Origin of the sequence: Gordonia sp. OPL2 (assembly GCF_003797825.1) — a bacterium.
Lineage (GTDB): Bacteria > Actinomycetota > Actinomycetes > Mycobacteriales > Mycobacteriaceae > Gordonia.
This window is the reverse complement of record NZ_RKME01000009.1, coordinates 24167-49495: the sequence shown is the minus strand read 5'-3', so window position 1 is coordinate 49495 and position 25329 is coordinate 24167. Positions and strand designations below refer to the sequence as shown.

20 protein-coding genes and 3 pseudogenes are annotated in these 25329 nt (G+C 65.4%); 12 read left to right on the top strand and 11 right to left on the bottom strand.

The window, feature by feature from the left end; all coding sequences use genetic code 11:
- Positions 1-27: 27 nt before the first annotated feature.
- Positions 28-1650, bottom strand: coding sequence for a PucR family transcriptional regulator (locus EEB19_RS11420; RefSeq protein ID WP_187586269.1), 1623 nt, complete (start codon positions 1648-1650; stop codon positions 28-30).
- A 136-nt stretch (positions 1651-1786) separates the two neighbouring features.
- On the opposite strand from EEB19_RS11420, the gene EEB19_RS11415 reads away from it, so the two are divergent.
- From EEB19_RS11415 to pdxS, 4 genes and pseudogenes are all read left to right on the top strand, one after another.
- Positions 1787-3283 (top strand): CoA-acylating methylmalonate-semialdehyde dehydrogenase, encoded by a 1497-nt coding sequence (locus tag EEB19_RS11415; RefSeq protein ID WP_187586267.1) that lies wholly within the window; start codon positions 1787-1789, stop codon positions 3281-3283.
- 31 nt (positions 3284-3314) lie between these two features.
- On the top strand, positions 3315-4700 hold the full coding sequence (locus tag EEB19_RS11410) for an aspartate aminotransferase family protein (protein WP_187586265.1): 1386 nt from the start codon (positions 3315-3317) through the stop codon (positions 4698-4700).
- 97 nt (positions 4701-4797) lie between these two features.
- Positions 4798-8154: an NAD-glutamate dehydrogenase domain-containing protein gene (locus EEB19_RS11405; RefSeq protein ID WP_187586263.1), complete on the top strand. Its 3357-nt coding sequence runs from the start codon at positions 4798-4800 to the stop codon at positions 8152-8154.
- Positions 8151-9052, top strand: a pseudogene (gene pdxS, locus EEB19_RS11400) (pyridoxal 5'-phosphate synthase lyase subunit PdxS). The gene EEB19_RS11405 and the pseudogene pdxS overlap by 4 nt, the downstream one beginning before the upstream one ends.
- 416 nt (positions 9053-9468) lie before the next feature.
- On the opposite strand, the pseudogene EEB19_RS11395 reads toward pdxS, so the two are convergent.
- Positions 9469-10064, bottom strand: a pseudogene (locus EEB19_RS11395) (IS1380 family transposase); the annotation flags it as partial.
- A gap of 566 nt (positions 10065-10630) precedes the next feature.
- A complete protein-coding gene (locus EEB19_RS11390; RefSeq protein ID WP_262365593.1) occupies positions 10631-11896 on the bottom strand; it encodes an NADH:flavin oxidoreductase/NADH oxidase family protein in 1266 nt (421 codons plus the stop codon).
- Positions 11897-11947: 51 nt separating this feature from the next.
- On the opposite strand from EEB19_RS11390, the gene EEB19_RS11385 reads away from it, so the two are divergent.
- Positions 11948-12568 carry a TetR/AcrR family transcriptional regulator gene (locus tag EEB19_RS11385; protein ID WP_187586259.1) on the top strand — a complete coding sequence of 207 codons (621 nt, stop codon included), beginning with the start codon at positions 11948-11950 and terminating at the stop codon, positions 12566-12568.
- 48 nt (positions 12569-12616) lie between these two features.
- Here EEB19_RS11385 and EEB19_RS11380 read toward each other — a convergent pair whose 3' ends face one another.
- A complete protein-coding gene (locus EEB19_RS11380; RefSeq protein ID WP_187586257.1) occupies positions 12617-13444 on the bottom strand; it encodes an SDR family oxidoreductase in 828 nt (275 codons plus the stop codon).
- Positions 13445-13930: 486 nt separating this feature from the next.
- Here EEB19_RS11380 and EEB19_RS11375 point away from each other — a divergent pair, with 486 nt between their 5' ends.
- Complete coding sequence (locus EEB19_RS11375; RefSeq protein WP_262365592.1) at positions 13931-15172, top strand: lipase family protein; 1242 nt, start codon at positions 13931-13933, stop codon at positions 15170-15172.
- 27 nt (positions 15173-15199) lie between these two features.
- Here the strand turns inward: EEB19_RS11375 and EEB19_RS11370 are convergent, their stop codons facing one another.
- Genes EEB19_RS11370 through EEB19_RS26900 form a run of 3 tightly spaced genes read right to left on the bottom strand, consistent with a single transcriptional unit; the run spans position 15200 to position 16895 of the window.
- A complete protein-coding gene (locus EEB19_RS11370; RefSeq protein ID WP_187586253.1) occupies positions 15200-15814 on the bottom strand; it encodes a TetR/AcrR family transcriptional regulator in 615 nt (204 codons plus the stop codon).
- Positions 15811-16611 (bottom strand): MBL fold metallo-hydrolase, encoded by an 801-nt coding sequence (locus tag EEB19_RS11365; RefSeq protein ID WP_187586251.1) that lies wholly within the window; start codon positions 16609-16611, stop codon positions 15811-15813. Before EEB19_RS11365 ends, EEB19_RS11370 begins: the two co-directional genes overlap by 4 nt.
- Complete coding sequence (locus tag EEB19_RS26900) at positions 16608-16895, bottom strand: dienelactone hydrolase family protein (RefSeq protein WP_187586249.1); 288 nt, start codon at positions 16893-16895, stop codon at positions 16608-16610. Before EEB19_RS26900 ends, EEB19_RS11365 begins: the two co-directional genes overlap by 4 nt.
- Positions 16896-16979: 84 nt before the next feature.
- Between EEB19_RS26900 and EEB19_RS26895 the strand changes: the two genes are divergently transcribed.
- Positions 16980-17222 carry a hypothetical protein gene (locus EEB19_RS26895; protein ID WP_187586246.1) on the top strand — a complete coding sequence of 81 codons (243 nt, stop codon included), beginning with the start codon at positions 16980-16982 and terminating at the stop codon, positions 17220-17222.
- A gap of 141 nt (positions 17223-17363) precedes the next feature.
- A pseudogene (locus tag EEB19_RS11350) lies at positions 17364-17882 on the top strand (HAD hydrolase-like protein); the annotation flags it as partial.
- Between the two features lie 171 nt (positions 17883-18053).
- Here EEB19_RS11350 and EEB19_RS11345 read toward each other — a convergent pair.
- Positions 18054-18434 carry an SHOCT domain-containing protein gene (locus EEB19_RS11345; protein WP_187586244.1) on the bottom strand — a complete coding sequence of 127 codons (381 nt, stop codon included), beginning with the start codon at positions 18432-18434 and terminating at the stop codon, positions 18054-18056.
- Positions 18435-18537: 103 nt separating this feature from the next.
- Between EEB19_RS11345 and EEB19_RS11340 the strand changes: the two genes are divergently transcribed.
- Complete coding sequence (locus EEB19_RS11340) at positions 18538-19566, top strand: LLM class flavin-dependent oxidoreductase (RefSeq protein WP_187586242.1); 1029 nt, start codon at positions 18538-18540, stop codon at positions 19564-19566.
- 9 nt (positions 19567-19575) lie between these two features.
- Here the strand turns inward: EEB19_RS11340 and egtD are convergent, their stop codons facing one another.
- On the bottom strand, positions 19576-20532 hold the full coding sequence (gene egtD, locus EEB19_RS11335; RefSeq protein WP_187586240.1) for an L-histidine N(alpha)-methyltransferase: 957 nt from the start codon (positions 20530-20532) through the stop codon (positions 19576-19578).
- Positions 20529-21905: an ergothioneine biosynthesis protein EgtB gene (gene egtB, locus EEB19_RS11330; protein ID WP_262365591.1), complete on the bottom strand. Its 1377-nt coding sequence runs from the start codon at positions 21903-21905 to the stop codon at positions 20529-20531. The genes egtD and egtB overlap by 4 nt, the downstream gene beginning before the upstream one ends.
- A gap of 219 nt (positions 21906-22124) precedes the next feature.
- On the opposite strand from egtB, the gene EEB19_RS11325 reads away from it, so the two are divergent.
- On the top strand, positions 22125-22853 hold the full coding sequence (locus tag EEB19_RS11325; protein ID WP_187586238.1) for a Clp protease N-terminal domain-containing protein: 729 nt from the start codon (positions 22125-22127) through the stop codon (positions 22851-22853).
- Position 22854: 1 nt separating this feature from the next.
- On the opposite strand, the gene EEB19_RS11320 is transcribed toward EEB19_RS11325, so the two are convergent.
- Positions 22855-23376, bottom strand: coding sequence for a DUF5709 domain-containing protein (locus tag EEB19_RS11320; RefSeq protein WP_187586236.1), 522 nt, complete (start codon positions 23374-23376; stop codon positions 22855-22857).
- A 156-nt stretch (positions 23377-23532) separates the two neighbouring features.
- Between EEB19_RS11320 and EEB19_RS11315 the strand changes: the two genes are divergently transcribed.
- Together EEB19_RS11315 and EEB19_RS11310 are read left to right on the top strand one after the other, a co-directional pair.
- Complete coding sequence (locus EEB19_RS11315) at positions 23533-24618, top strand: hypothetical protein (protein ID WP_187586234.1); 1086 nt, start codon at positions 23533-23535, stop codon at positions 24616-24618.
- Between the two features lie 131 nt (positions 24619-24749).
- Positions 24750-25328, top strand: a complete 579-nt coding sequence (locus EEB19_RS11310) for a hypothetical protein (protein WP_187586232.1) — start codon at positions 24750-24752, stop codon at positions 25326-25328.
- The last annotated feature ends 1 nt before the right edge of the window (position 25329 follow it).

The window sequence follows — 25329 nt, the reverse complement described above, 5'->3', positions numbered from 1 at the left end:
TCCCCAGGCTGGGCGACTGGGCACCGGTCATCGCCGCCGCGGAGATTGGCCGGTGCTGGACGCGTCCAAGATGAGCATCGCCACGTGCAGGGAGGTTCGCGACTCGCTGTCGAGGAGCGAGACTCCCAACGTGCGTTCGAGTTCGTTCAGTCTCGCGTACAGCGCCGGACGACTCATGTGCAGGCGCTTGGCCAGCACGGATTTGTTTGCACCTGTCTCGAGGAAGGCGCGCAGCAAATCGATTCCACTATCGCCCTTTTCGATGTCATCGAGCATCAGTGCCTGCAACTCCGACTCGGCGAACGACTGCAGCCGCCGGTCATCGCGCAGCGATGCGATGAGTCCGCGAAGTCGGAGATCGGATGCCCGAAAGTACGGGGCGCGCAGACCGGGTGTTGAGTGCGCGACGTCGGCCACATGGGCAGACCGATCGATGGATTTGATGCAGACGACCAGGTCTTTCACTGGTTCGGCGACTCCGAGTACGGGGTCGGCGAGGTGGCCGTCGTGCTTGACGTCGCGTGCGATGCGTTGGCCCAGCGCGTCGAGTAACGCATGTCGATCGCCGTCACGAGGAGTTCGCAGGGCGATGATCATCCCTACCTCACCGCGCGCACGGATCGAGAAGAGACCCGTGTGGCCCGAGCCTCGGACAGCGTGCGTCACCAGATCACGAAGGCGCGTGTTGAGTCGCTCGATCATCTGGTCGTTGTCGACGACACCGTAGTCGGCGCGCACTGTCGCCGGTACGTACTCACCGCTGTCGTCGAGTCCCAAGGCGAGCGCTCTCGCAAAGACGTCTTGCCCGTTAGTCGCGCGACCGCGCAGGACGTCGTCGATCAGTCCGGCCTGAGCTCGGTGTTCGACGTCGGCGCGCCCTTTTTCGGCCATCCGATGCATGGCCAGTGCCTGTGCTGCCCGTTCCAGGACCATCGAGGTCCGGTCGAGGTCGGCCGGGGGTGTCGGCGCGATCAACCGTGCCCACACCTCGTTCATCGGCCCCACGGGGGTCACAATCCAGCCGCCTTCGAGCTCCTTCTCTCTGCGCCCGGCCGCATGCATCCGGGAACGGCGGCCCCAGTCGTTCAGCAGAGGCGCGACTGATTTGCCGGCATCGCCGATCGACAGTGCGCGGTGACCCAGGTCTTCGAGCACTATCGGTTCACCCAGCAAGCCCGCGGCCGCCTGAACGATGTCGTCGATCGACGCGCGGGTCATGGTGAGTTCGGTGAAGACTTCGTGCGCCCGGCGAGCGAAGTCCACCTGCTCGTACTGGTTGGCGACGATCATTCGATGGACCTCTTCGGTCACCTCGACGAATCTGATGACTCGCTGCAGTACGACCAACGGGAGTCCCTCCTCGTGCGCGACTCGCGCTGCTTCCTCCGGAAGCGCCTGGTCGGTGAGTTCGACGACCACACCCGCAGCCCGAGCACGAGCCAGGCCGTGCAGGTAGTCCCGCGGGGATCGCAGGAGTTCTCGACCAGTGGTCAACACGAGTTCGCCGCCCTGCAGGAGGTCGGTCAAATCGGCCACGTCGCTAACGTGTACCCATCGGACCGGGCCATCGAGCCCTTGCTCATTGATCACCGTCGGCCGACCGGCTTGGACGACGGACAGTCCGATGACATCGCCGACAGTTGGTATCACCGACACAGTGTAATTCCAACCCCCGGGATTGTTACAGAGCGTAGCCGTTGAACCGCCTCGTGTGGCCCAACGATGGAGGGACTACGCAGGACGGCTTGCCGTCGAACCACCATCACGAAAGGCAGGGTCCCAGCTCATGTCTGTGACGACCATCAGTCATTGGATCAACAACAAGGTGTTCCCCGGGTCAAGCTCGAACACGGCGCCGGTGACCAATCCGGCGACCGGTGAGACCACCAAGCAGGTGTCACTGGCGAGCGTCGAAGACGCTCGGGCGGTCATCGACAGCGCCGCGGCCGCGTTCCCGGGGTGGCGTGACACGAGCCTCACCAAGCGCGTGGAAGTGCTGTTCCGCTTCCGCGAGCTGCTCAACGAGCGCAAGGCAGAGCTGGCCGAGATCATCACTTCCGAGCACGGCAAGGTCGTCTCCGATGCGCTCGGTGAGGTGACCCGAGGCCAGGAAGTCGTGGAGTTCGCCTGCGGCATACCGCATCTGCTTCAGGGCGGTTACACGGAGAACGCGTCGACGAAGATCGATGCGCATTCGGCGCACCAGCCGCTGGGTCCGGTCGCGATCATCTCTCCGTTCAACTTCCCCGCGATGGTCCCGATGTGGTTCTTCCCCCTCGCCATCGCGGCAGGCAACACCGTCGTGCTGAAGCCCTCGGAGAAAGACCCCTCGGCGTCGCTGTGGATCGCCGAACTGTGGAAGGAGGCAGGCCTGCCCGATGGTGTGTTCAACGTCCTGCAGGGCGACAAGGTCGCCGTCGATGAACTGCTGACGCATCGGTCGATCAAGGCCGTCAGCTTCGTCGGGTCCACGCCGATCGCCCAGTACGTCTACTCCACCGGCACCGCCGCCGGCAAGCGCGTCCAAGCCCTCGGCGGAGCCAAGAACCACGCGATCGTCCTTCCGGATGCCGACCTCGACCTCGCCGCCGACGCCATGGTCAATGCCGGATTCGGTTCGGCGGGCGAGCGCTGCATGGCCATTTCGGCCTGCGTGGCCGTCGGTCCCATTGCCGACACCCTCGTCGAGAAGATCGCCGAGCGAACCCGAACCATCAAGACTGGCGACGGTACCAAGAACTCCGATATGGGGCCGCTCGTGACCAAGGTCCATCGCGACAAGGTCAAGTCGTATGTCGACGCCGGTGAGGCCGACGGCGCCACCATCGTCGTCGACGGCCGCGATGTCAACCCGGACGGCGGCGCAGACGGTTTCTGGCTCGGACCGACGCTGATCGACAATGTCACGACCGGCATGAGCGTGTACCGGGACGAGATCTTCGGGCCGGTCCTCTCCGTCGTCCGGGTCAACTCGTACGACGAGGCGCTCGACCTCATCAACGACAACCCCTACGGCAACGGGACCGCGATCTTCACCAACGACGGTGGCGCAGCACGTCGATTCCAGAACGAGGTCGAGGTGGGCATGGTCGGGATCAACGTACCGATCCCGGTTCCCATGGCCTACTTCAGTTTCGGCGGATGGAAGAACTCGCTGTTCGGCGACACCCATGCCCACGGCAAAGAGGGAATCCACTTCTTCACCCGTACCAAGGCCATCACCACACGATGGCTCGACCCGTCACACGGCGGACTCAATCTCGGCTTCCCGCAGAACGCCTGACGTCGAACCGCGATATCGGAACGAGGAAATAATGACATCCACGATTCATTCGATGCCGATTCCCAGTGGCACATCTACCGAAGAGGCTATCGCAGAGGGCCGGCGCGCGTACGAGCTCGATCGCGCCCATGTGTTCCACTCGTGGTCAGCGCAGGCGCAGATCGACCCCATGACGATCCTCGCGGCCAAGGGGTCCTACATCTGGGACGGCGAGGGCAACCGGCTGCTCGACTTCTCATCTCAGCTGGTGAACACCAACATCGGTCATCAGCATCCGGCGGTCGTCAACGCCATCCAGGCGCAAGCCGCCAAGCTGTGCACAGTTGCGCCTCAGCACGCCAACGCTGCTCGATCGGAAGCCGCGCGCCTAATCGCGGAGCGGTCGCCCGGCGACCTCAACCGCGTGTTCTTCACCAACGGCGGTGCCGATGCCAATGAGCATGCCGTCCGAATGGCTCGCCTACACACGGGCCGGTACAAGGTGCTCGCGCGCTATCGCTCGTACCACGGCGGCACGGACACCGCCATCAACCTGACAGGTGACCCGCGGCGCTGGCCCAACGACTACGGCAGCAGCGGGGTCGTTCGCTTCTTCGGGCCGTTCCTGTACCGGTCGCAGTTCCACGCCACGGACGAGGCCGAGGAGACCCAGCGTGCCTTGGCGCACCTCGAGCAGCTCATCAGCTTCGAAGGACCGGCCACGATCGCGGCGATCGTTCTGGAATCGATTCCCGGAACCGCCGGCATCATGATCCCTCCGCCCGGTTACCTGCAAGGCGTCCGCGAACTCTGTGACCGCCACGGCATCGTGCTCATCGCCGACGAGGTCATGGCCGGGTTCGGGCGCGCAGGCAAGTGGTTCGCGATCGAGCACGCCGATATGGTCCCGGACCTCATCACTTTCGCCAAAGGTGTCAACTCCGGCTATGTTCCACTCGGCGGCGTGGCGATCAGTCCCGAGATCGCGGCCACCTTCGACAACCGGCCCTACCCCGGTGGCCTGACCTACAGCGGCCACCCCCTGGCCACTGCTGCGGCCGTGGCGACGATCAACGCGATGACTGAGGAACGCATCATCGAGAACGCAGAGTCCGTGGGCCGCGACGTGATCGGACCTGCTCTTCGCGAACTGGCGCAACGGCATCCGGGCATCGGAGAAGTCCGCGGCACCGGCGTCTTCTGGGCACTCGAACTGGTGCAGAACAGGACCACCAGAGAGCCCCTCGCCCCCTACGGCGGGACGAGTGAGGCGATGGGCGCAGTGCTCAAGGAGTGCAAGGCGAACGGCCTGTTGCCGTTCGCGAACTTCAACCGCATCCACATCGTGCCGCCGTGCACGGTCACCGAACAGGAAGCGCGAGAAGGTATCGCGATCCTCGATCGCGCACTCGAAATCGCCGACGGCTACACAACCTAGCGAGATCATCCGCAGAGTGCTGCGGGGGCGGCCGCCGTCCATGCCTCCTCCGCAGCATCTGCCATCATCCATCACCACCGCCTGAGGGAGCCCAACGATGCGCTCGCCGACCACCGTCTCGGATACGACCGACACCCCATCGGAGTACCAGCGCCGGCATGACAACCGAAACCCGCACGTCGGCGGGTCCAGCGGATGTGATCGTGAAGACGTCTCCGTCTACATCAAGCGGGCTGGTGTCGACGGACCATCCTCGCGACTGCAGTTCATCCTGCACGCGGACGAAGTCGTGCCGATGCGCCAGATACTCCCTGTCTTCGACAGCATGGACCTGGAGGCGATCGAGGAGCACACCAAGATCACCTCGCGAGCGGACGGATCGACCTGCCACGTACACGAGTTCACGCTCGAGGCGGGTCGGCACGCCGCCGAGGCGGTGGTCTCGGCCGCCAACGACGCCGACCGAGCCACCGACCTCGACGAGCGGGTTACCAGTACTTTCCACGCGGTCCGTGAAGGGCTCGCTGATGCCGACGGCTTCAACGCCCTCGTTCCGACGGCCGGCCTGACGTGGCGTGACGTGGTGCTGCTGCGCGCACTCGGACGCTACCTCAGGCAATCTCGTCTACCCTACAGCCAGAGTCGCATCGAACAGGTCTTCCTCGACACCCCCGAGTCCGCGGTCGCGATGACCGCACTCATGGACGCGCGCTTCGCCAGGCCGTCGACTCCGTCGGACGCACCTGAACGGTGTGCTCGCGTCGATGCGACTCTCGCGCAGGTGGACAGGCACATCCAGGAGGCCGCCGGCCTCGACGCCGACCGCATACTCCGTGGCTACCGGAACGTCATCATGGCCATCACGCGGACGAACGCGTATCGCCCGGACGCGTTCACGTCGACGCGAACCTGGCTGGCGTTCAAGATCGCCGCCGAGACGGTCGACGAACTCCCGCAGCCCCGTCCCCTGGCCGAGATCTTCGTGTTCTCGCCCGAGGTCGAGGGAGTCCACATGCGCTTCGGCCTCGTGGCACGCGGCGGACTGCGCTGGTCGGATCGGCTGGACGACTACCGCACCGAGGTCCTCGGTCTCGCCAAGGCCCAAGCGGTGAAGAACGCGGTGATCGTCCCGGCCGGCGCCAAGGGGGTGTTCGTCGCCAAGACACCATCCCGGGTCCGAACCGGTCGTCGCGCCTTGCCGCCGGCAACCGCGGAGCACGGTCGGGCCTGCTACCGGCAGTTCATCAGCGGACTCCTCGACGTGACCGACAATCAGACGACGTCCGGAGTCGTCGAGCCCCCCAGCTCCACGGTCATCTACGACTGTGCCGACCCCTACCTCGTCGTCGCCGCGGACAAGGGCACGGCGACGTTCTCCGACACCGCCAATGCCATTGCGCGCGACCGAAGCTACTGGCTCGGGGACGCCTTCGCGTCGGGCGGGTCGTCCGGATACGACCACAAGGCGATGGGTATCACCGCCCGCGGTGCCTGGGTCAGCGCCCAGACCCACCTACGCGAACTCGGTATCGACACCGTCCGGGACGACTTCACGGTGGTGGGCATCGGCGACATGAGCGGCGACGTCTTCGGCAACGGAATGCTGTTGAGTGCGCACATTGGTCTGGTCGCGGCCTTCGATCACCGGCACATCTTCGTCGACCCGGACCCGGACCGGTCTAGATCTCTCGCGGAACGCCGGCGCCTGTTCGAGAAGGGCCGTTCGAGCTGGGGGGACTATGATCGGGCGCTGATCAGTGACGGCGGCGGTGTGTGGTTCCGGACGGCCAAGTCCATACCGGTCTCGGCATCGATGCGGGCGAGTCTCGGAGTCGACGACGAGGTCGAGCTGCTCACTCCTGACCAACTGATCGCTGCGATCCTCACCGCTCCGGTCGACCTGTTGTGGAGCGCAGGCGTCGGCACCTATGTGAAGGCCTCGGACGAAAGCCACGCCAACATAGGGGACAAGGTCAACGACGGTGTGCGCGTGGACGCGACGAGTGTCCGGGCCAGAGCAATCGCAGAAGGCGGCAACCTCGGTGTCTCGCCGCGTGCGCGGATACAGTTCGCCCGCCGCGGAGGATTGATCAACTCCGACGCTATCGACAACGCCGCCGGAGTGGACAGTTCGGACCACGAGGTCAACATCAAGATCCAACTCGCGAGCAGTGACGTCACTGCACGACTCGAGCCGGAGGAGCGCGCTTCGCTGTTGGCGTCGATGGCCGACGACGTCGCAGCGCACGTGTTGCGGAACAATCGTCACCACAACGAGGTGCTCAGCGATGCGAGGTTCAACTCCGCGCACTTCACCGATGTGTACGGCCGGATAGTTGCCGATCTCGAATCTCGGCGGGGCCTCAACCGCGGACTGGAGTGCCTTCCGGAGGCCGCCGAGTTCGACATCCTCGAACGAGACCAGCAGGGTCTGGTCAACCCACAGCTCGCGACAGTGCTGGCACATGTAAAACTCGACCTCAAATCCCAACTCCTACAGGACGAGGTGCTGGAGGCCGAGTGGTTCGAGCCGGTTTTCTCGACGTACTTCCCCGACGCCCTGACCGCCCTGCTCGGCGACTCCATCGATCAGCACCCGCTCCGCCGTGAGATCACCGCGACAGTGCTCGTCAACGAGATCATCGCAGCTGCCGGGATCACCTATCCGTTCCGTCTCGTCGAGGACACCGGGGCCACGGCGTCGGACATCGTCCGCGCCTACGCCGTCGCGACGACTGTCTTCCGTCTACCTGATCTCTGGACGAGCATCCGTGGCGCAGACCTTCCCACCGCGGATACGAATGCGCTGGTGGTCGAGAGCAGGCGGCTTCTGGATCGCGCGTCGCGATGGTTCCTAAGCAATCGTCCTCAACCGCTCGACATCGGTGTCGAGATAGACCGATTCGAGCCGGTCGTCAGCCGTCTCTCCGGTGAGGTCGCAGACATGTTGTGCGGCAACGAGGCAGACACCGTCGAAGCGTCGACCCGGTCGATGGTCGAGCGAGATCTGCCCCGGGAGATCGCGCAGCGGCTGGCCGAGTCGCTCTACGCCTACAGCCTGCTCGACATCGTCGAGATCGCTGCACAGGTCAACCTCGAGCCGGACGCTCTGGCAAGGGTGTACTACGCGCTGTCCGATCACCTTCGCATCGACGAACTACTCATCGCGGTCTCCTCGTTACCCCGTGGGGATCGTTGGCAATCCCTCTCACGAATCGCGTTGCGAGAGGACCTCTACCGGTCGCTGCGGCGACTCTCGGTCGATGTTGTGAAGTGTTCGACGGAGGCAGCTGACTCGCCGGTCGCCGCCATCGGGCAATGGGAACAGCAGAACCGGGCGCGCCTGAGTCGTTGCCGGCGGACGTTGGACGAGTTGCGCCGGTCCGGCGCCACGAATGTGGAGGCTCTCACGGTCGCGACGACACAGATCCGACGAATGACGCAGACGGGATGATGATGGAAACGACTACGAACGGCCAGGGCACGGCCCAGGTCAAGCGCGGCATGGCAGAAATACTCAAGGGCGGCGTGATCATGGATGTCGTCACGCCCGAGTAGGCGAAGATCGACGAGGACGCCGGTGCGGCGGCGGTCATGGCTCTCGAGCGCGTGCCCGCCGACATCCGCGCCCAGGGCGGCGTGTCGCGGATGAGCGACCCCGACATGATCGACGGCATCATCGCCGCCGTCTCGATCCCGGTGATGGCCAAGGCTCGCATCGGTCATTTCGTCGAGGCGCAGGTCCTGCAGAGCCTGGGCGCGGACTACGTCGACGAGTCCGAGGTCCTGACCCCGGCCGACTACAGCAATCACATCGACAAGTGGGCCTTCACCGTGCCGTTCGTGTGTGGTGCGACCAATCTCGGTGAGGCCCTGCGCCGGATCACCGAGGGAGCGGCCATGATCCGCTCGAAGGGCGAGGCCGGCACCGGCGACGTGTCCAACGCGACGACCCATACGCGCCAGATCCGTGACCAGATCCGACGGCTGACATCGCTGCCGAAAGACGAGTTGTATGTCGCGGCAAAGGAATTGCAGGCGCCCTACGACGTCGTGGCCGAGGTGTCCGAAGCCGGCAAGCTGCCGGTCGCGCTGTTCACCGCCGGTGGCATCGCCACCCCGGCCGACGCCGCGATGATGATGCAGCTCGGCGCCGAGGGCGTCTTCGTGGGATCGGGCATCTTCAAGTCGGGCAACCCGGCACAGCGCGCCGCGGCGATCGTGCAGGCGACCACCTTCCACGACGACCCGGACGTGCTGGCGAAGGTCTCGCGCGGCCTGGGTGAGGCGATGGTCGGCATCAACGTCGACTACATCCGCAGCCGCACCGCCTCGCCGAGCGCGGCTGGTGACCGCTTCAACCGGTTCGGCCGCGTCGGTACCTAAACCCCGATCCACCGATCGATGATCTGTGGTGTCGTGAAAGGTGTTGAGCACGTTTGGGTCGTCGGCGGGCGTGAGGGGGTTGCCGATCTCGAATGTCGGCATTTTCAATGGGTTTGGGTGTTTTGCGTCTGACTTAGTTCGGCATTTGGCCTGGAAAAAATACCAGCCAGGATGCGGCGTGCCTGGACGGCTGGGAGGTCAGTGCAAGTGTCGAATCAGAGGGTGTCGAACACACGCAAGAAGCGGCGGTTGTTGCAACCGAGTCAGAAGTACGAGATGTGGGTGGCGGTGCTGACCGGCCAATCCACCCAGCGCGAAGCGGCCGAGAAGTACAAGGTCGATCGGTCCACGGTGACCAAGGGTGGCCAGTGTGTCCGCAATCCAGCCGGTGGGCGCCACGCGCGGAGTTGCACGCCCCTTTGCGCAGACGCTGGACGGCGATCACCGGTGCACCCTCACCACAGGTGATGGTGGTGATCGCCGAGTTCAACCGGCGAACCCGGGTGTAGCCGAGCCCAAGGCCCTGCTTGCCGGGGCCGTGGACTTCGACGATCGAGTCGTCGATGTCGACCATCACCGGCCCGTCGATCCCGGCCAGCACCGGGGTCCGGGCATGAAGTCCGGCCAGCATCCTGGGTGGCGATCGCATCCAACTGGCGGACATGCCCGAGGGAGAGCTCTAGCAGAAACGATCCCAACGTCGACGGTGCATAGGGGTCGTCGAACACCCGCCCCATCGCCCCGTGCCGCAACAGAGCCATGTCATCGATGCTGTCAGCGCCGGCGACCATCCCTGCGACCAGGGAGAACACCTTCCGATCCGGATTGGACCCCTTGTCGGTCGGCACCGTCAGATGCTCGCGTGCCAACCCTGACAGACTCGCGTGTTCAGCCAGCGACATCACCGGCACCAGCCCCGCCGCGCCGGAGATTCGGGTCATCACAGGACGCAGACCGGACCGGATGGTTGTGAGACAATCGCGCTTCGCCTCGACGAGTTCCCGTAGTTCCGCCGGCGTGCGCAACGCCCGTGAGCGATCCAGGTCGTCGAACGGGACGGACATCAGAGACTCACGCTCGACTGGTGAAGGTGTGGAGGTCCAGTGAGACGTCCACGCCGTCCTTCTCAACCAGATGCGCGGATGCTGGGCGCCGGCGCCATTTCGGGTCCACGAACCCACTCGCGCCGCACAATATAGTCGGCCCTTGTTTGTAGGATTCAGAACACCAAGATCGGATTCGCCTCCCCGCTCGACGACTCCGGCACCAACTTGTTCCGGCTCGGCGCCTGGGCGCCTAAACCTCGATTCACCGATTTGGCTGGAAACGGGCGGTGCGGGATAGACGAAATACCCTGTCTGAGTGACAGAATGGGACTTCCCTAGGGTTCCATCCGCACGCTCAGAAGGCCATCTCGTAGATGCTTCCGCGACCCTGCTCGAACTGGATGTGTCGATGTCAGCTTTGCGTCTGGTTCGGCTGGCTCACCGAAACGTTGACGCGCGAGTTGCCGGTGATGTGCAGCGAGCCGGAGTTTCAGGCCCCTAACGACGGCGGCCGCGACCCTGAAGTGCGCCGAGCCCGTTGCGTTGGATCGCGCTCCCAGCAGTCCTCACTATCGAACGGCGAAGGTCGGGTTCCGCTCCGGCGGCGATCCGATGAAGCTGGTCGGTGTGCCATTGAAGCTCAAGGGCGCCCTCGAGCGCGCGGATCGACTGTTTTCGTGCCAACGTTGACGGCAGACCGAAAGTGACGGCACGCGTAGTCAGGTCCGCAGAGCCATTCAAGATCCGGGTCGCCGCGTCTGGAGTCGTGGCAGACGGACGTCCGACGCCGACGATGTCGCAGGCACCGGAGCTGATTGCGTCGCTCATCCCCGCCCGTGTCCTGAATCCACCGGTCACTGCGATCGGCGAGGCTTGGGTCTCGCGCCGTACCGCTTCAGCGAACTCAAGGAAGTACGCTTCACGAGCCATCGTACTGGCGGTCAGTTCGGGTGCCCTTCCAGTCATGGCTGGAGATTCGTATGTTCCCCCGCTGATCTCGAGCATATCGATGCCATCTGACTCGAGAAGGCGGGCGACGCAGCGGAAGTCGTCCTCGCTGAAGCCGCCTCGTTGGAAGTCGGCAGAGTTGATCTTTACGCCGACTGCAAATCCTGCTCGACCGGCGGTTTCCCGGCGAATCGCGCGGAGGATCTCAAGTAGAAAGCGGGATCGATTCTCGATGGATGATCCGCCCCACTCGTCTTCGCGTCGGTTACTGTTCGGAGAGAGGAATTGTGAAATCAAGTAGCCGTGAGCTGCGTGGATCTGAACGCCGTCGAAGCCTGACTCCGCCGCGATGACCGCTGCGGTGGCGAACTTCTGAATGATATCCGCGATCTCGCGCGCCGAGAGTTCGCGGGGTGTTGCCATTCCCGGAATGCCGGTGGGTATCGCAGAGGGCGCGACCGGTCTGACGCCGGCTATCGGGTTGGCCTGGCGACCGGGATGATTGATCTGCATCCACATCGCAGTTCCCGTCCCGCGCATTGCGGAGGCCCAGCGTGCAAAAGCGGCGAGGTCGGATCGTTCGTCGGCGACAACGTTGCCAGGCTCGCCCAGATGCTGTCGATCGACCATGACATTGCCCGTGACCAGCAGACCGAACCCGCCAATAGTCGCCCACCGCGAGTACAGCCGGGTCAACCGTATGTCCGGCGCGCCGAAGGCGTCCGCGAGGCCTTCACTCAGTGCGGATTTCATGATTCTGTTGCGAAGGGCCGCGCCACACGGAAGTGTGATCGCAGAATCAAGCTGGGGCGCCATTGAGTTCATTCTCCTGATGGGTGTCGGAACGCTGTGAGGTAGGTTGATCGGGTGGTAGCTGAGCGGGACGCGCGTCGTGGTCGGGGCGATCAGACGAGGGCGGCGATTCTAGATGCCACGCTGGAACGCCTTGCCACGCATGGATTCGCCGCTACTTCTACCCGGGGGATTGCAGCGAGGTTGGGCGTATCGCAGGGTGCGATCCAATACCATTTCAAAACCAAGGTCGACATGGTGGAGGCGGCCCTGAACGAATTGCTCGACCGCATCGGACCACGGCGGACCGCCGCGGGTGATCCGTCCGATGGTTCCGAGATCGACGAATGGCGTGCGGCGGAGAGGCTCATGGAGAGTCTATGGCGGGTCCACAATCTTCCCATTTCTCGGGCTGTCATCGAACTTCTTTCGGTGGCCAATAGCGACGATTCGGTGCGCGAGAAGATGTCCGATATCGCCAATCGTGCGCAGGAAATGACTCTGGAGTCTGGGCGGGCCCTCATGCCGACGCTGAGCCGCACACCGGGTTTCGACGAATGGCTACTCCAGGCGATCGCCTCGATGCGTGGTCAGGTGATCATCTCCCGGCTGGTAGTGGAGGGGGCCGTCTCGCTGCAGTGGCCAGCGCACCGTGACATCCTGCTTTCGCAGTTGCGCGCGGTGCAGGTCGGCTAGGCCTGTACGCCGTTCGACGACTGCCGGTCACGGGACCCTCCACGACCGTCAGAGCAGGGCGCCCGCGACTTTTCGCGCCACCGCCCCGACTCGCTGGTACTTCGATCCGAGTGCTCGAACAGACAGATCGAAGAAGTGGGCGTCGGGCCCGATCAGCACCTTGGCCTGATTCCTGCGGACTCCTCGTAGGATCGTTTTCGAGGCAGACTCCGGTGTCGTGATGGTGAGGTGCTTGTCGAATACCTCCGACATACGCTTATGGTCGGTGCCTTCAGATACCGTGGCGTTCTTGACGATAGAGGTCCTCACCCCACCCGGGTGCACGCAAGTGACTTTGAGATGCGGGTGGGACGCGAGCATTTCGATGCGCAGTGCCTCCGTGAAGCCGCGGACCGCGAACTTCGATGAGTTGTATGCACTCTGGTCACCTACGCCGAAAAGCCCGAAGATGGAAGAAACATTGACGATGTGGGCCTCGTTCGCGGTAATGAGTTGCGGTAAAAGAGCTTTGGTCATGTTCACCACGCCCCAGAAGTTGACATCCATCACCCTCTGATAGTCCTTGAAGCTCGTGTCGGTCACGGATCCGTGATGGTCGACCCCGGCGTTGTTGAAAACCAGGTTCACGGCGCCGAATTTGTCGATCACGTCACTCGCGTAGTGCTCGACGAGTGTCTGCTCCCGCAGGTCGAAGACCTTGCTGTCGACCGTTGCACCCATCGTCGCGAGTCGTGCCCGCGTTTCCTCGAGCCCCTCCGCGTCCCAGTCGCAGATCGACACCCTGCATCCGGCCGCTGCTAGGTCGACCGCGAGAGCCCGCCCGATTCCTGAAGCGGCGCCGGTCACTACGGCGACCTTGTTCTCGATGTTCGTCATCGTCTCTCTCGTTCCCTGTCGTACGCACCTGCAGGACGACTTCCCACCCCGCCTGCGTGCCGGTGCTGGTTCCGTCGGGCAAACGGCACTGGGCCGTGATTCAGTAACACAAATAACGTCACCGACTGGTTCAGAACCATACACTGACTGGAAATTTGCCGCAAGGGCCAGTGCTTCGGGAGGGGCGATGGTAGGGCGAGTCAAACGGTCTCCAAACTGACTGGAGCAGAACACTATTGGAGGAAGCGCGTGGTTGCGCGCGGCATCGACCTCCGACGGTGTGGACCGGCGAACCCGTTGACACGCGTATCGATCATTCGGTATAGTAATATGAACAATGTTCATATTGGCTTGCTTCGACGCAGAGCATCGCATCCGAGCCAGCCCTGTGCTTCGGGAGGATCAGGCCCCATGTCACTGCCTGCTCGGTGCTTCGCGGCTGCGTTAATCGCGGCGGCAATGGTGATGACTTCGGTCGGTGCCGGCGTGACGTCAGCGAGTGATCCGTTCTACGCCAGCGGGCACGGGGTCGCTGCGGTGGCGAACGCGCAACCGGGTGATGTGTTGAGAACTCGGACGGTGTCGTACCGGATCACGGGTGTACCCACGGCCGTCACCGCGGTACAAATCGTCTATCGCACGACCGACGTGAAGGGCCGCCCCACGAGCAACGTCACGAGTGTGCTCAAGCCGACGGGGCCCGCCCGCGCCGGAGCGGCGGTGTCCTACCAGTCGTTCTACGATTCGCTGGACCCGGAGCACAGTCCGTCACGATCGGTAGCGGGGAGCGTCTCGTTCGGCGGCCTGATCAACAACATGGAGTCCGTATTCCTCATTCCGCTGCTCGCTCGCGGCTATCCGGTGATCGTCACCGATACCGAGGGGCAGCGTGCGAATTTCGCCGCGGGGCCCGAATACGCTTACAACACGATCGACGCGATCCGTGCCGCTGGACGTGTCTCCAGCACCGGGCTTTCCGACACGACGCGCGTTGCGCTGTACGGATATTCGGGCGGTGCGATCGCAACGAACTGGGCTGCGGCGTTGGCGCCGCGGTACGCTCCGGATGTCAACCGGCGGTTGGTGGGTGCGACATCCGGAGGACTCCTGGTCGCTCCTGCCAGCAATTTGACCTACGTCGACGGAAGTCTGGGATGGTCGGGTGTCGCCGTGATGGCGATCGCCGGTCTGGGCCGCTCGTACGATATCGACTTTCGTCCGTACCTCAGCGAACGCGGGCGGCAGCTTGTGGGCTCGATCCAGCGGGCTTCGATCGCAGACGTGCTGTTTAGGTACCCGGGCCTGCGGTGGAGTGATCTCGTGCTGCCCAAGTACGCCGACCCGCGATCGGTGCAGCCCTTCGTCGACGTGGCCAATCGGATCAATCTCGGCTCGCAGCCCACTCCGACGATTCCCCTCCAGGTCGCGCAGGCGCTCAACGGGTGGCTGGAGGGGACGGCGGGGAACAAGCCCTCGATTGACTCAGGCGACGGCGTCATGATCGCCGGCGACGTCCGCTCGTTGCTCCGCCAGTACTGCGCGAGCGGAAACCGTTCCGTTCAGTACATCGAGTACCCGGTACTTTCGCACTCGATCGCGGCGTTGCCCGCGGAGGCCGAGGCAATCAAGTTCATCGAGGACAGGTTCGCCGGCCGGAAGCCGTTGTCGACCTGTGGGAACATCGCACCCGGGAATTCGCTGGCGCCGCTCGTCGGCACTGGCAAGTGACCGCGTCCGAGCTCCACCTGGCGCGACTCAGTTCACGTCGAGGCTTCGTCCAAGGCTCTCTGCGGCGAAGGCTACTGCGTCCTCCCACGGAACCGTCAGAAACTCCTGGCGTGCGGTCGTGTAGTGATTCGCGAGGCCGGTCACCGTCGACCACAGCAGTGTCATCGCGAGGCCGACATCGCCCTCATACCCCTGGTCGATGAGCCCCCGGCCCAGGGTCGCGACAAGATCCGCGGTAGCGGCTCGGAGGCGTTGTTCGACAGCCGGTTGTAAACCGCCGCTCTCCTGAACGAGTCCCAGCGCGTCGAACTGGCGACCGAACACCTGGTACTGCTCGCGGTACTGAGTGGCGGTGGCGATGAACACTTCCGCGAAGTCGGACGCGGTCTCGATCTGTCTCCGCAGTTTCCCGGTCAGCCGCACCACGTTCTCGGCAAAGATGCCGATGAACAGGTCCTCCTTGGTCGCGAAGTACGTATAGACGGTGCCGAGAGATATCCCGGCACCGTCCGCGACGTCGCGCATTCGCAGTGCGGCGTAGCCACCGTCGCGGAGCAGTTCCTCGCCGGCGAGGAGGATGTCGATCCGCCGCTGGTCGCGATCCCCCCACCGGGTGGCATTCGTCGCTGTAGTCCTGCTCACCGTTCGATATTGCCTAGCGCCGCCTCGGCGAACATCACCGGATCGTGCGCGCAGACCAGCCGCACCGATCCGGCACCGTCGGCGAACGTCTCGGCGAGGCGGTCCCGGGTGGCCCGCGCCTCCCGCCTCCCGGTCGCGGAGATGAACTGCCCGGCGCGCAGAGACGCGGGCACGGGGCCGCCGAACACCGCGGCGCGGTGATAGAAGGCGTCGCCGCAGTGCAACAGCCAGCCGTCGCCGGACCGCACCGCGACCCCCGCATGGCCGGGGGTGTGACCGGGGAGCGGGACCAGGAGGGCGTCGTCGCCGAGCGGCTTCAGGTACGCCGCGGCGAACCCGAACCAGTCCGCGCGGAACATGTCGTAGGCCGTCACGGCGGGCTCGTTCGAACGGCGCCAGGGCCGGTACCGGACGGCTGCGGGGATGCCTCGTGTTCCCCGCGCCGACTGCAGCTCCGTCGCCGTCGTGTGGACGGTCGCGCCGGGAAAGTCGTCGATGCCGCCCGTGTGGTCGGAGTCAAGGTGGGTGGCAACGATGTGTGTCACGTCGGACCGGTCGAAGCCGAGCGCCTCGACCTGCGCGGCGGCGGTCTCGACGGGCGCGAAGTCGGGCCGAATTACCCGGGCCAGGCCTCCGGTGAGGCGGGCCGCGGGTGCCGTTATGTCGGCCAGCCCGAGTCCGGTGTCGACGAGCACGAGCCCGGCGTCAGTCTCCAGGAGCAGCACGTGGCACACCATGGACGGCGCGCCGAGGGGGCGGAGTGTGCCGCAGTTGAGGTGGTGCACGCGGGAGATCATGCGGCACTCCCGTCCGCGAAGCGTGCCGCGAAGAAGGCGAAGACGCGCGCCCAGGCGTCGGCCGACGCCGCCTCGTCATAGCCGAGGCCTATCACGCGCAGGACCCCGTCGGGGGCGAACTCGAGCCGGTTGGCGAAGCTGTGCCCCACGCCCGGATAGGTGTTCAGGTCCGACGGGACGCCGGCCCGGTCGAGGACGCGTCGCAGGCGCCGCTCGCCGAACGGGAGGAACGGGTCATGGGAACCGAAGGAGCCGACCACCGGACAGGCGTCGGCGCCGACCATGCGAAAGGTGGTGAGTGCGACGGCGAGTCCTCGCCGAACCGGAAGGCCAGCGTGTAGGCGGCGGAGAAGGCGCCTCGGGCGACGGTGGAGGCCACGTCGAGCGGCCACGAAAACCGTGGTGCCAGCGAGCGCGGCCCGTCGACCACGGCGGCGACGATCTGGGCGGCGTGCTCGGGGTCCAGGCCGGGAAGCCTGCGCATGCTGGGCGTGGGCGCGCTCATCCGGGTGCGGATGAGCGGCATGTGCATCGACGTGACGCGAATGTTCCTGGTCCGCAGTTCCGGTGCCACGCTGCGGAACCACGTCGAAGGCGCGCCCGCGCAATGAGGGACGCGCCATGGTGACTCCGTTCGGCCGAAATATGAACTATGTTCATATTGCTCGGCGAGCAGGCGCGTGTCAAGGCGGGCGCAAGCACAGAAGGCAGTCAGACTGAACTGTGTTCAGATATGCTCACACCAAGCATCCGTGGTCGGCGAATCCGGGCTGACCACGGCCTTGCACGACATCGGTTACGTGATCACCGATTCAGAGCTGGACTATGTGGTGCTCGGCGAGACACGCACCTATTCGTTCGAGGCCATCACGACGGCCATCCGCCTGGTCGAGCGGGGTGCCCGGTTCATCGCGACCAATCCGGACGCGACAGGGCCGTCGGCGAGCGGATCGTTGCCGGCGACCGGCGCGGTGGCCGCTCTCATCACCCGCGCCACGGGCCGCGAACCGTACTACGTCGGCAAGCCGAACCCGTTGATGATGCGGTCGGCGATCCGGCAGATCGGGGCGCATTCGGAGAGCACGCTCATGATCGGTGACCGCATGGACACCGACGTCATCTCCGGTATGGAGGCCGGCCTGCAGACGATTCTCGTGCTGTCGGGGATCTCCACCCCCACCTCGGTGGAGCTGTACCCCTACCGACCCACCCGCGTCATCGGTTCGGTTGCCGATCTCGTCGGCCACACCGCCGATCCCTTCGCAACATAGCTGCGTTACCCGCGCCATACCCGCACCACGGCGGCCGAGGGCAACACGGTTGTCGCCGACAGCACCCACCCCGACATGCGAACAGCACCCACCTTCACAACGGTGGGTGCTGTCGGCGACAAACGTGTTGCCCTCGGCACGAAAGCGGTTGCCCTCGGCGGGAGAACTGCCTTACGCCAGAGCTTTGGCCTTCAAGGCGTCGTACTCGTCCTGGGTGATGGTGCCGGAATCCAGGAGTGACTTGGCGTCGGCGATCTGTTCGGCCGGACTCTTCGTGGCGACCGACTGGATGTAGCTGTCGGTAGCGGCCTTGGCCTCCTTGGCCGCAGCCTGCTGGCGCTCCGCCATGCCGCGTCCTTTGGCGAGCAGATACACGATCGACGTGATGTACGGGAAGATCACCAGGAAGATGACCCACGCGGCCTTGGCCCAGCCGGACGCCTTGTGATCGCGGAACAGGTCGGTGATGATGAACCACAGGACGATCAGGTACGCGACGAACGCGAAGATGACGATCGTGTACCAGAGGAAGTCCCAGAACGAATCCCACATGGGAAAGTGCTCCTTGCATGTCAGAGTGGCCGACGGTCGCCAGCGCGCGTTCAGCTTATGACAGCACATTCACTTCGGCAGGGAGTGACTACGATTTGCTCTCATGGAGTTGGGCCTTGACACCTTCGGCGACGTCACCGTCGACGACACCGGTGCCCCGCTGACAGCGGCACAGACCATCCGTAACGTCCTCGAGCAGGCCGTGCTGGCCGATGAGGTCGGCGTCGACTTCCTCGGTGTCGGAGAACATCACCGCGACGACTACGCGATCTCCGCGCCCGAGGTGGTGCTCGCCGCGGTCGCCGCGAGGACGCGGCGGATGCGCTTGGGTTCGGCGGTGACCGTGCTGAGCTCCGACGACCCGATCCGCGTGTTCGAACGGTTCGCCACCCTCGACGCGTTGTCGGACGGTCGGGCCGAGGTGATCCTGGGCCGCGGCTCGTTCACGGAGTCGTTCCCGCTCTTCGGCTTCGACCTGTCCGAGTACGAGGAACTGTTCACCGACAAGTTGTCGTTGTTCGCGGCGTTGCGTTCCGGGCTGCCGGTGACCTGGTCGGGTTCCACTCGCGGCCCGCTGACCGAGCAGTCCGTGTTCCCCCAACTCGCCGACCCGCCCCTGCCGACCTGGATCGCGGTCGGCGGCAGCCCCGAGTCGGTGATCCGATCGGCGTCCTACGGCCTTCCGTTGATGCTGGCGATCATCGGCGGCGATCCTCTCCGATTCGCCCCGTACGTCGATCTGTATCGCCGGGCCCTGACCGAACTCGACCAGCCGACGGACCTGCCGGTGGGCGTGCACTCCCCCGGCCACGTGGCCGACACCGATGAGCAGGCGCGCGAGGAGTTGTGGCCGCACTACCGCGTCTACGTCGAACGGATCGGCCGGGAGCGTGGATGGCCCCCGCCGACGCGCATCGAGTTCGATCGGTCGACGGGGCCGTCGGGTTCGCTGTACGTCGGTTCGCCGGAGACGGTCGCCACCAAGATCGCCGCGACGTCGAAAACGTTGGGCCTGAGCCGCTTCGACATGAAGTACTCGCACGGCACCCTGCCGCACGAGAAACTCATGCGCAGCATCGAACTCTATGGCACCCAGGTGATCCCGCGCGTGCGCGAACTGCTCGCCGATTGACCAGCGTGGTCACCGCCGGGCGAGAGTCAGCAGGAAGTCGCCGGCATCGTCGGTCCAGGTGTGAGTCACGCCGAGCCCCGCGGTGGCGAGCTCGTCGGCCAGCGCCGCACGGTCGAACTTGGTGCTGATCTCGGTGAGCACCTCGGTTCCGGCCGACAGTTCCCATCGACGGTCGAGGAGCGGGATGTCGACGACGATGTCGCGTCGCGCGCGCAACCACATCTCGATGCGGTGGCGCTTCGGGTTCCACCGGGCGACGTGATCGAAGTCGTCGGCGTACAGTCCGCGCGTGTCCAGCCCGGTCCGCAACACCTCGATCATGTTCCGGTTGAAATCGGCGGTCACCCCGGCCTTGTCGTTGTAGGCGGCGACCAGCCGACCGGTGTCCTTGATCAGATCGGCGCCGAGCAGGAAGTAGTCGCCCGGGTCGAGGGCTCCGGCGATCGTGCGCAGGAACGTCGCTCGCGCCTCGTCGTCGAAGTTGCCGATGGTGCCGCCGAGGAACACCGCGACACGCGGCCCCGAGGACGGGGGCACCGTGAGGTCGGGGCTCGTGAAGTCGCCGGCCACCGGGACGATGTCGATGTCCGGGTAGTCGACTCGTAGTGTGGCCGCCGACGACTCGAGGATCTCCGTGCTCACATCGAGCGGGACGTAGCGAAACGTCCGGCCCTCGTGATCGGCACGCTCGGCGAAAGCGGAGAGCAGCAGGCGGGTCTTGGTCGACGTGCCCGACCCGAGTTCGACCATCGTCGACGCCTCGGTCACGGCCGCGATCTCCGCACTGCGTGCCGCGAGGATCTCGGTCTCCCGCCGCGTCGGGTAGTACTCGGGCAGCCGGGTGATCTCGTCGAACAGCTTGCTGCCGCGCTCGTCGTAGAGCCACTTGGTGGGCAGGGTCGGCGGGTCGGCCCACAATCCGGCGACGGCGTCGGCGGCCAGCGGGTCCTCGATACCGGTGATCACCGGGCCAACCGCAATCCGGAGAACGCCCAGCGCGCCGAGGCCGGGAAGAAGTTGCGGTAGGTCGCGCGCTCATGGCCGCGCGGAGTCACCGCGCTCGCCCCGCGCAGCACATGCTGATCGCACATGAACTTGCCGTTGTACTCGCCGACGGCACCGTTCGCGGGGACGAATCCCGGATAGGGCAGGTAGGCGCTGGCCGTCCACTCCCACGTGTCGCCGATCATCGTGCTCCCGGCTCGGCCCGGATGGCATCTGGCCGGGTCGAGCAGTTGCCCCCGCGTCGACGACCCGGTGACAGCAGCCGTCTCCCACTCGAATTCGGTGGGAAGACGCGCACCTGCCCACCGCGCATAGGCATCGGCCTCATAGAACGAGACATGCAGGACGGGCTCGTCGAGGACGAGCCGGCGGCGTCCGGACAGGGTGAACGTGGCCCACTCCCCGTCGACCTGTTGCCAGTACCCGGGTGACTGCCATCCCGTCTCGCGGATGTGTGCCCACCCATCGGAAAGCCAGAACTCGGGACGCCGGTAGCCGTCGTCGGCGATGAACTCCAGCCACTCGGCGTTGGTCACCGCACGCTCTGCGATCTCGAAGTCCTCCAGGAACACCCGGTGCCGCGGACCCTCGTTGTCGTAGGAGAAACCCGCTCCGCTCCCGGCGCCGAGCTGACCCGGCCCGCTCGCTCCGCTCCCGGCGCCGATTTCCGTCACCCCACCCGACACCGACCGCCAGGTCAGCGGATCAGGCGTACCGGACTCGTCGGCGGCGCGGTCGACGTAGACGGGCGCGAACGCATGGGTGGAGAACAGGTGCTTGAGGTCCATCAGCAGCAGTTCCTGGTGCTGCTGCTCGTGATTGCATCCGAGTTCGGCGAGCGCGAGCACGTCGTCGTCGAGGGCGCCGCGCTCGAGAACGTCGGCCATCGCGTTGTCGACGTACTCGCGATAGTGGCCGACATCGGCAACACCCGGCCGGGTCACCAGCCCGCGCTCGGGGCGCGGATGACGCGCACCGACCGCCTCGTAGTAGCTGTTGAAGAGATACCGGAAGGTCTCGTCGTAGACCACGTACGACGGATCATTGCGGAGGATGAACTCCTCGAAGAACCACGTGACATGCGCCCGATGCCATTTCACCGGGCTGGCGTCGGTCATCGACTGCGGCGTCTGGTCCTCCGCGGACAGACTCGAGGTCAAGGCGTCGGTCAGTCCGCGGACCTCGAGAAACCTCTCGGACTGCGACGGCGGGGCGGACGCCGACGATGACTCTGCTGACGACGACTGAGCTGACGACGACCCTGCTGACGACGACTGAGCTGACGACGACCCTGCCGTCTCGGACGGGGTGATGCTGGGCTTGGTGATGCTCACCGGTACCTCCCGGTTCCTGCGGACCGGCTCGTGCTGAACCGGCGGATGGACGGGCAACCCTCGGCTCCATCGTTCCCACGGCCTTCACCGCTGTCAACGAACAACCGGAGTCGAGACACTCGCCGTCATCGCATCACAGGCCACCGACAAAAACCGCTCACCACGATTCGCCGTCAACGGATGGTTGACGTACGTGGAGCGTCAACCTATCGTTGACGCATGCCGGAACCCGTGATCATGACCAACATCCGTCTCGACGACCTGATCGCCGCCATCCGCAAGGTGCACGACGATCCACTCGAACAACTCTCCGACGCCGTGGTCGCGGGTCAGCACCTCGGCGAGGTCGCCGATCACCTCATCGGCCACTTCGTCGATCAGGCCCGTCGCGCTGGCGCCTCCTGGACCGAGATCGGCACCAGCATGGGCGTCAGCAAGCAGGCCGCGCAGAAGCGCTTCGTCACGCCCACCCCGGACACGTCGCTCGCAGACGAGTCGAATCCGTTCGGGCGCTTCACACCTCGGGCCCGCAACGTCGTCGCCGAAGCCAACAATCTGGCGATCGCCGAGCATGCCGCGTCGGTCACGCCGGAACATCTCGCCCGAGGCCTGACGGTTGCACCCGAATCGGTCGCAGATCTCACGCTGCGAGCCCAGGGCGTCGAGCTGGCCGCGCTGGCGGAGGCCTGCACCGTGCCGGCCGGTGCCCCCGAGGAGACGGGAAACCGAAAGTCACTGGTGCCCTTCGATGATCGATCGAAGTCCGTGCTCGAGAAGACCGTGACCACCGCTGTCGGCATGGGCCACAACTACGTGGGGACCGAGCACCTTCTGCTGGCGCTGTTCGCCGATCCGGCACTCGCTGCGGTACTCGAAACCCTCGGCGTGCGTGCCGATGCGGCACGGACGTTCATCCTCGAGACCCTCGATCAGTTCACGCAGAAGTGATTCAGCCGTCCTCCGCGGCCTCTTCGGACTCCTCGACGGCATCGGTGTCGATGTAGTGCACGGCCGCCTCTTCGGCGGAGGCCCCGGCACCGTCGATACCCGCGTCGGTCGCAACCTGTTCCTGCTCGTCGTCGATGCCGGTCCCCTCGTCGGGGGCGATCAACCGTCCGGCGCGACCCTCACCTGACTGATCGGCCTCGTCGTAGTCGGCGTCGCGATCAGATGCGTGTGACCGCCAGTCCTTTCGGTTCTCGGCGTCGATGTCATCGAGCGGATCCGATGCGCCGACGTCGGGCTCCTCCTCGGACAGTCGCTCGTCGAGCGTCTCGCCCTCGCGTTGTTCCTGCGCCGTCAATCCGCGGCGCGCCCCGCTGGGGGGATGATCCGGCGGGGAGTAGCCCTCGTCGAGTACGTCGTCGACGCCGCGATCGTCCAGCGTGTCCTCGGGTTGGAGCTGATCGTCGTCGTCGAGACTGTATTCGCCGTCCGAGCCTTCGGAAATGCTGCCGATGTCATCACTCACGATGTTCACGATGCCAGTCCTGTCGAGGCGGATCCACCCGACGCTGTGACCAGCTTCACCCGACATGACCGCCGCGGGGTGAATTCGTCATTCTTTGACACGACGCGTCGACAGAAACACTGTTGACCTGCCCGCTGTGGCCGTATCCTCCCAGCCATGACCACACCGCCCGATCCTCACAATCCCGGCACGCCGGACGATCCGAACGCCGGCGGTACCCCGCCGCCGTCCTACCCGCCCCCGGGGTCGTACCCGCCGCCGGAGTCCACTCCGCCGCAGGGCGGTGGCAGTTATCCTCCGCCGGGTTCCTACTCTCCCCCGAGCTCGCCTCCCCCCGGCTCGACACCACCGCCACCGCCGCCCGGCAGTGGCGGATACGGCCAGCCGGCACCCGGTTACGGCCAGCCCGGCGCTGACCCCGGCTACGGACAACCCGGCGGCGGTTACGGCCAGCCCGCGGGTGGCTACGGACAACCGGCCGGCGGTTACGGTCAACCGGGCGGCGGTTACGGCGCCCCGGGTGCACCTGGCAACTACGGCACCGCCGCATTCGGCGCCCCGCCGGCCGCGCAGTTCTCCATCGGCGAGGCCATCAGCTACGGATGGAACCGGTACAAGGAGAACGCGGTCTCCTGGATCGTCGTCATCCTGATCTCGCTGGTCGTCTCCGGCCTGATCGGCTGGCTGAACAACGTGTCGTCGGATTACGGCCGGATCTTCTGGATCAGCGCGCTGTTCGGCATCATCTCGACCATCGTCGGCTACATCTTCCAGGGCGCCTATGCACGGGGTGCACTGGACGAGACCAGCGGCACCAAGCCGTCGATCGGCCGGTTCTTCGAGGTCAACATCGGCGCGGTGATCATCACCGCGTTCCTGGTGGGCCTCGGTACCTTCATCGGCCTGATCCTGCTCATCATCCCCGGCATCGTCTTCGCCTTCCTGGCCTACTGGTCGCTGACCTTCGTCGTCGACCGTGACCTCGACCCGATCGCCGGCATCAAGGCCAGCTTCTCGGTGATCAGCAAGAACGCGGGACCGCTGTTCCTGTTGGCGCTGGCGGTCATCGGCCTCAACATCGTCGGCGCAATCCTGTGCCTCGTCGGTCTGCTGGTGACCCTGCCGGTCACGATGATCGCGACGAACTACGCCTACCGGTACTTCACCGGCGGGCTGATCGCACCGATCGGCGCACCCGGTGGGGTCGCACCGCCGCCGTACCCGCCGAACCCCCAGTACTGAGGTCCAGCGCTCCGGCGCTCCCGCAGTACCGACCGACTGACACGACTCGGCCGCCACCTCGAAAGGGGTGGCGGCCGAGTCGTTTCCGAGGAAATCACCCGCTGCTCGCCGAACTCGACGACAATCGGATCATGCTCGACGAGATGCAGGAAGAGGCCCAGACGTACCTGTCGGCCGGTGAGTTCTCGCACGCCCTCGCCGAGTTCTCCGTCCTCCGCGAGATCCGTTCGCGCCGCGAGGGTCCGTATTCGTTGATGTACCTGTCGAATCTGCACGACTGCGTGCGCTGCATGTCGCATCTCGAGCTCTGGGCGGATTCGACGCCGCTGTGCCGGGAGCTGCACGGCAAGTATCTACGGACCCACGGTCCGGCCCAGTCCGACACCGTCGACGTCGCCAAGCACTGGGCGTGGGCCCTGGTCCATCTGCACGACTATCCGCCGGCGGTCCGTCTCTACCTGACCACCGCGGACGCCCTCTGGGATGACGACCAGCAACAGGCGCGGCGTCTGCTGGCCGCGGCCGTCGCACACCGCGGTGAGGACGATCCGCGGACGATGATGGACCGCGAACCCGGTCTCGTCGACCGGGCGCGGCTCGTGCACAGCCGCGACGTACTCGCGACGATCACCGCCATGATCGACCTGATCGCCGACGACACCGAGGCCGCGCGGGCCTCGGTGACGTTCGACGGTCTCGCGATCGCCTGAC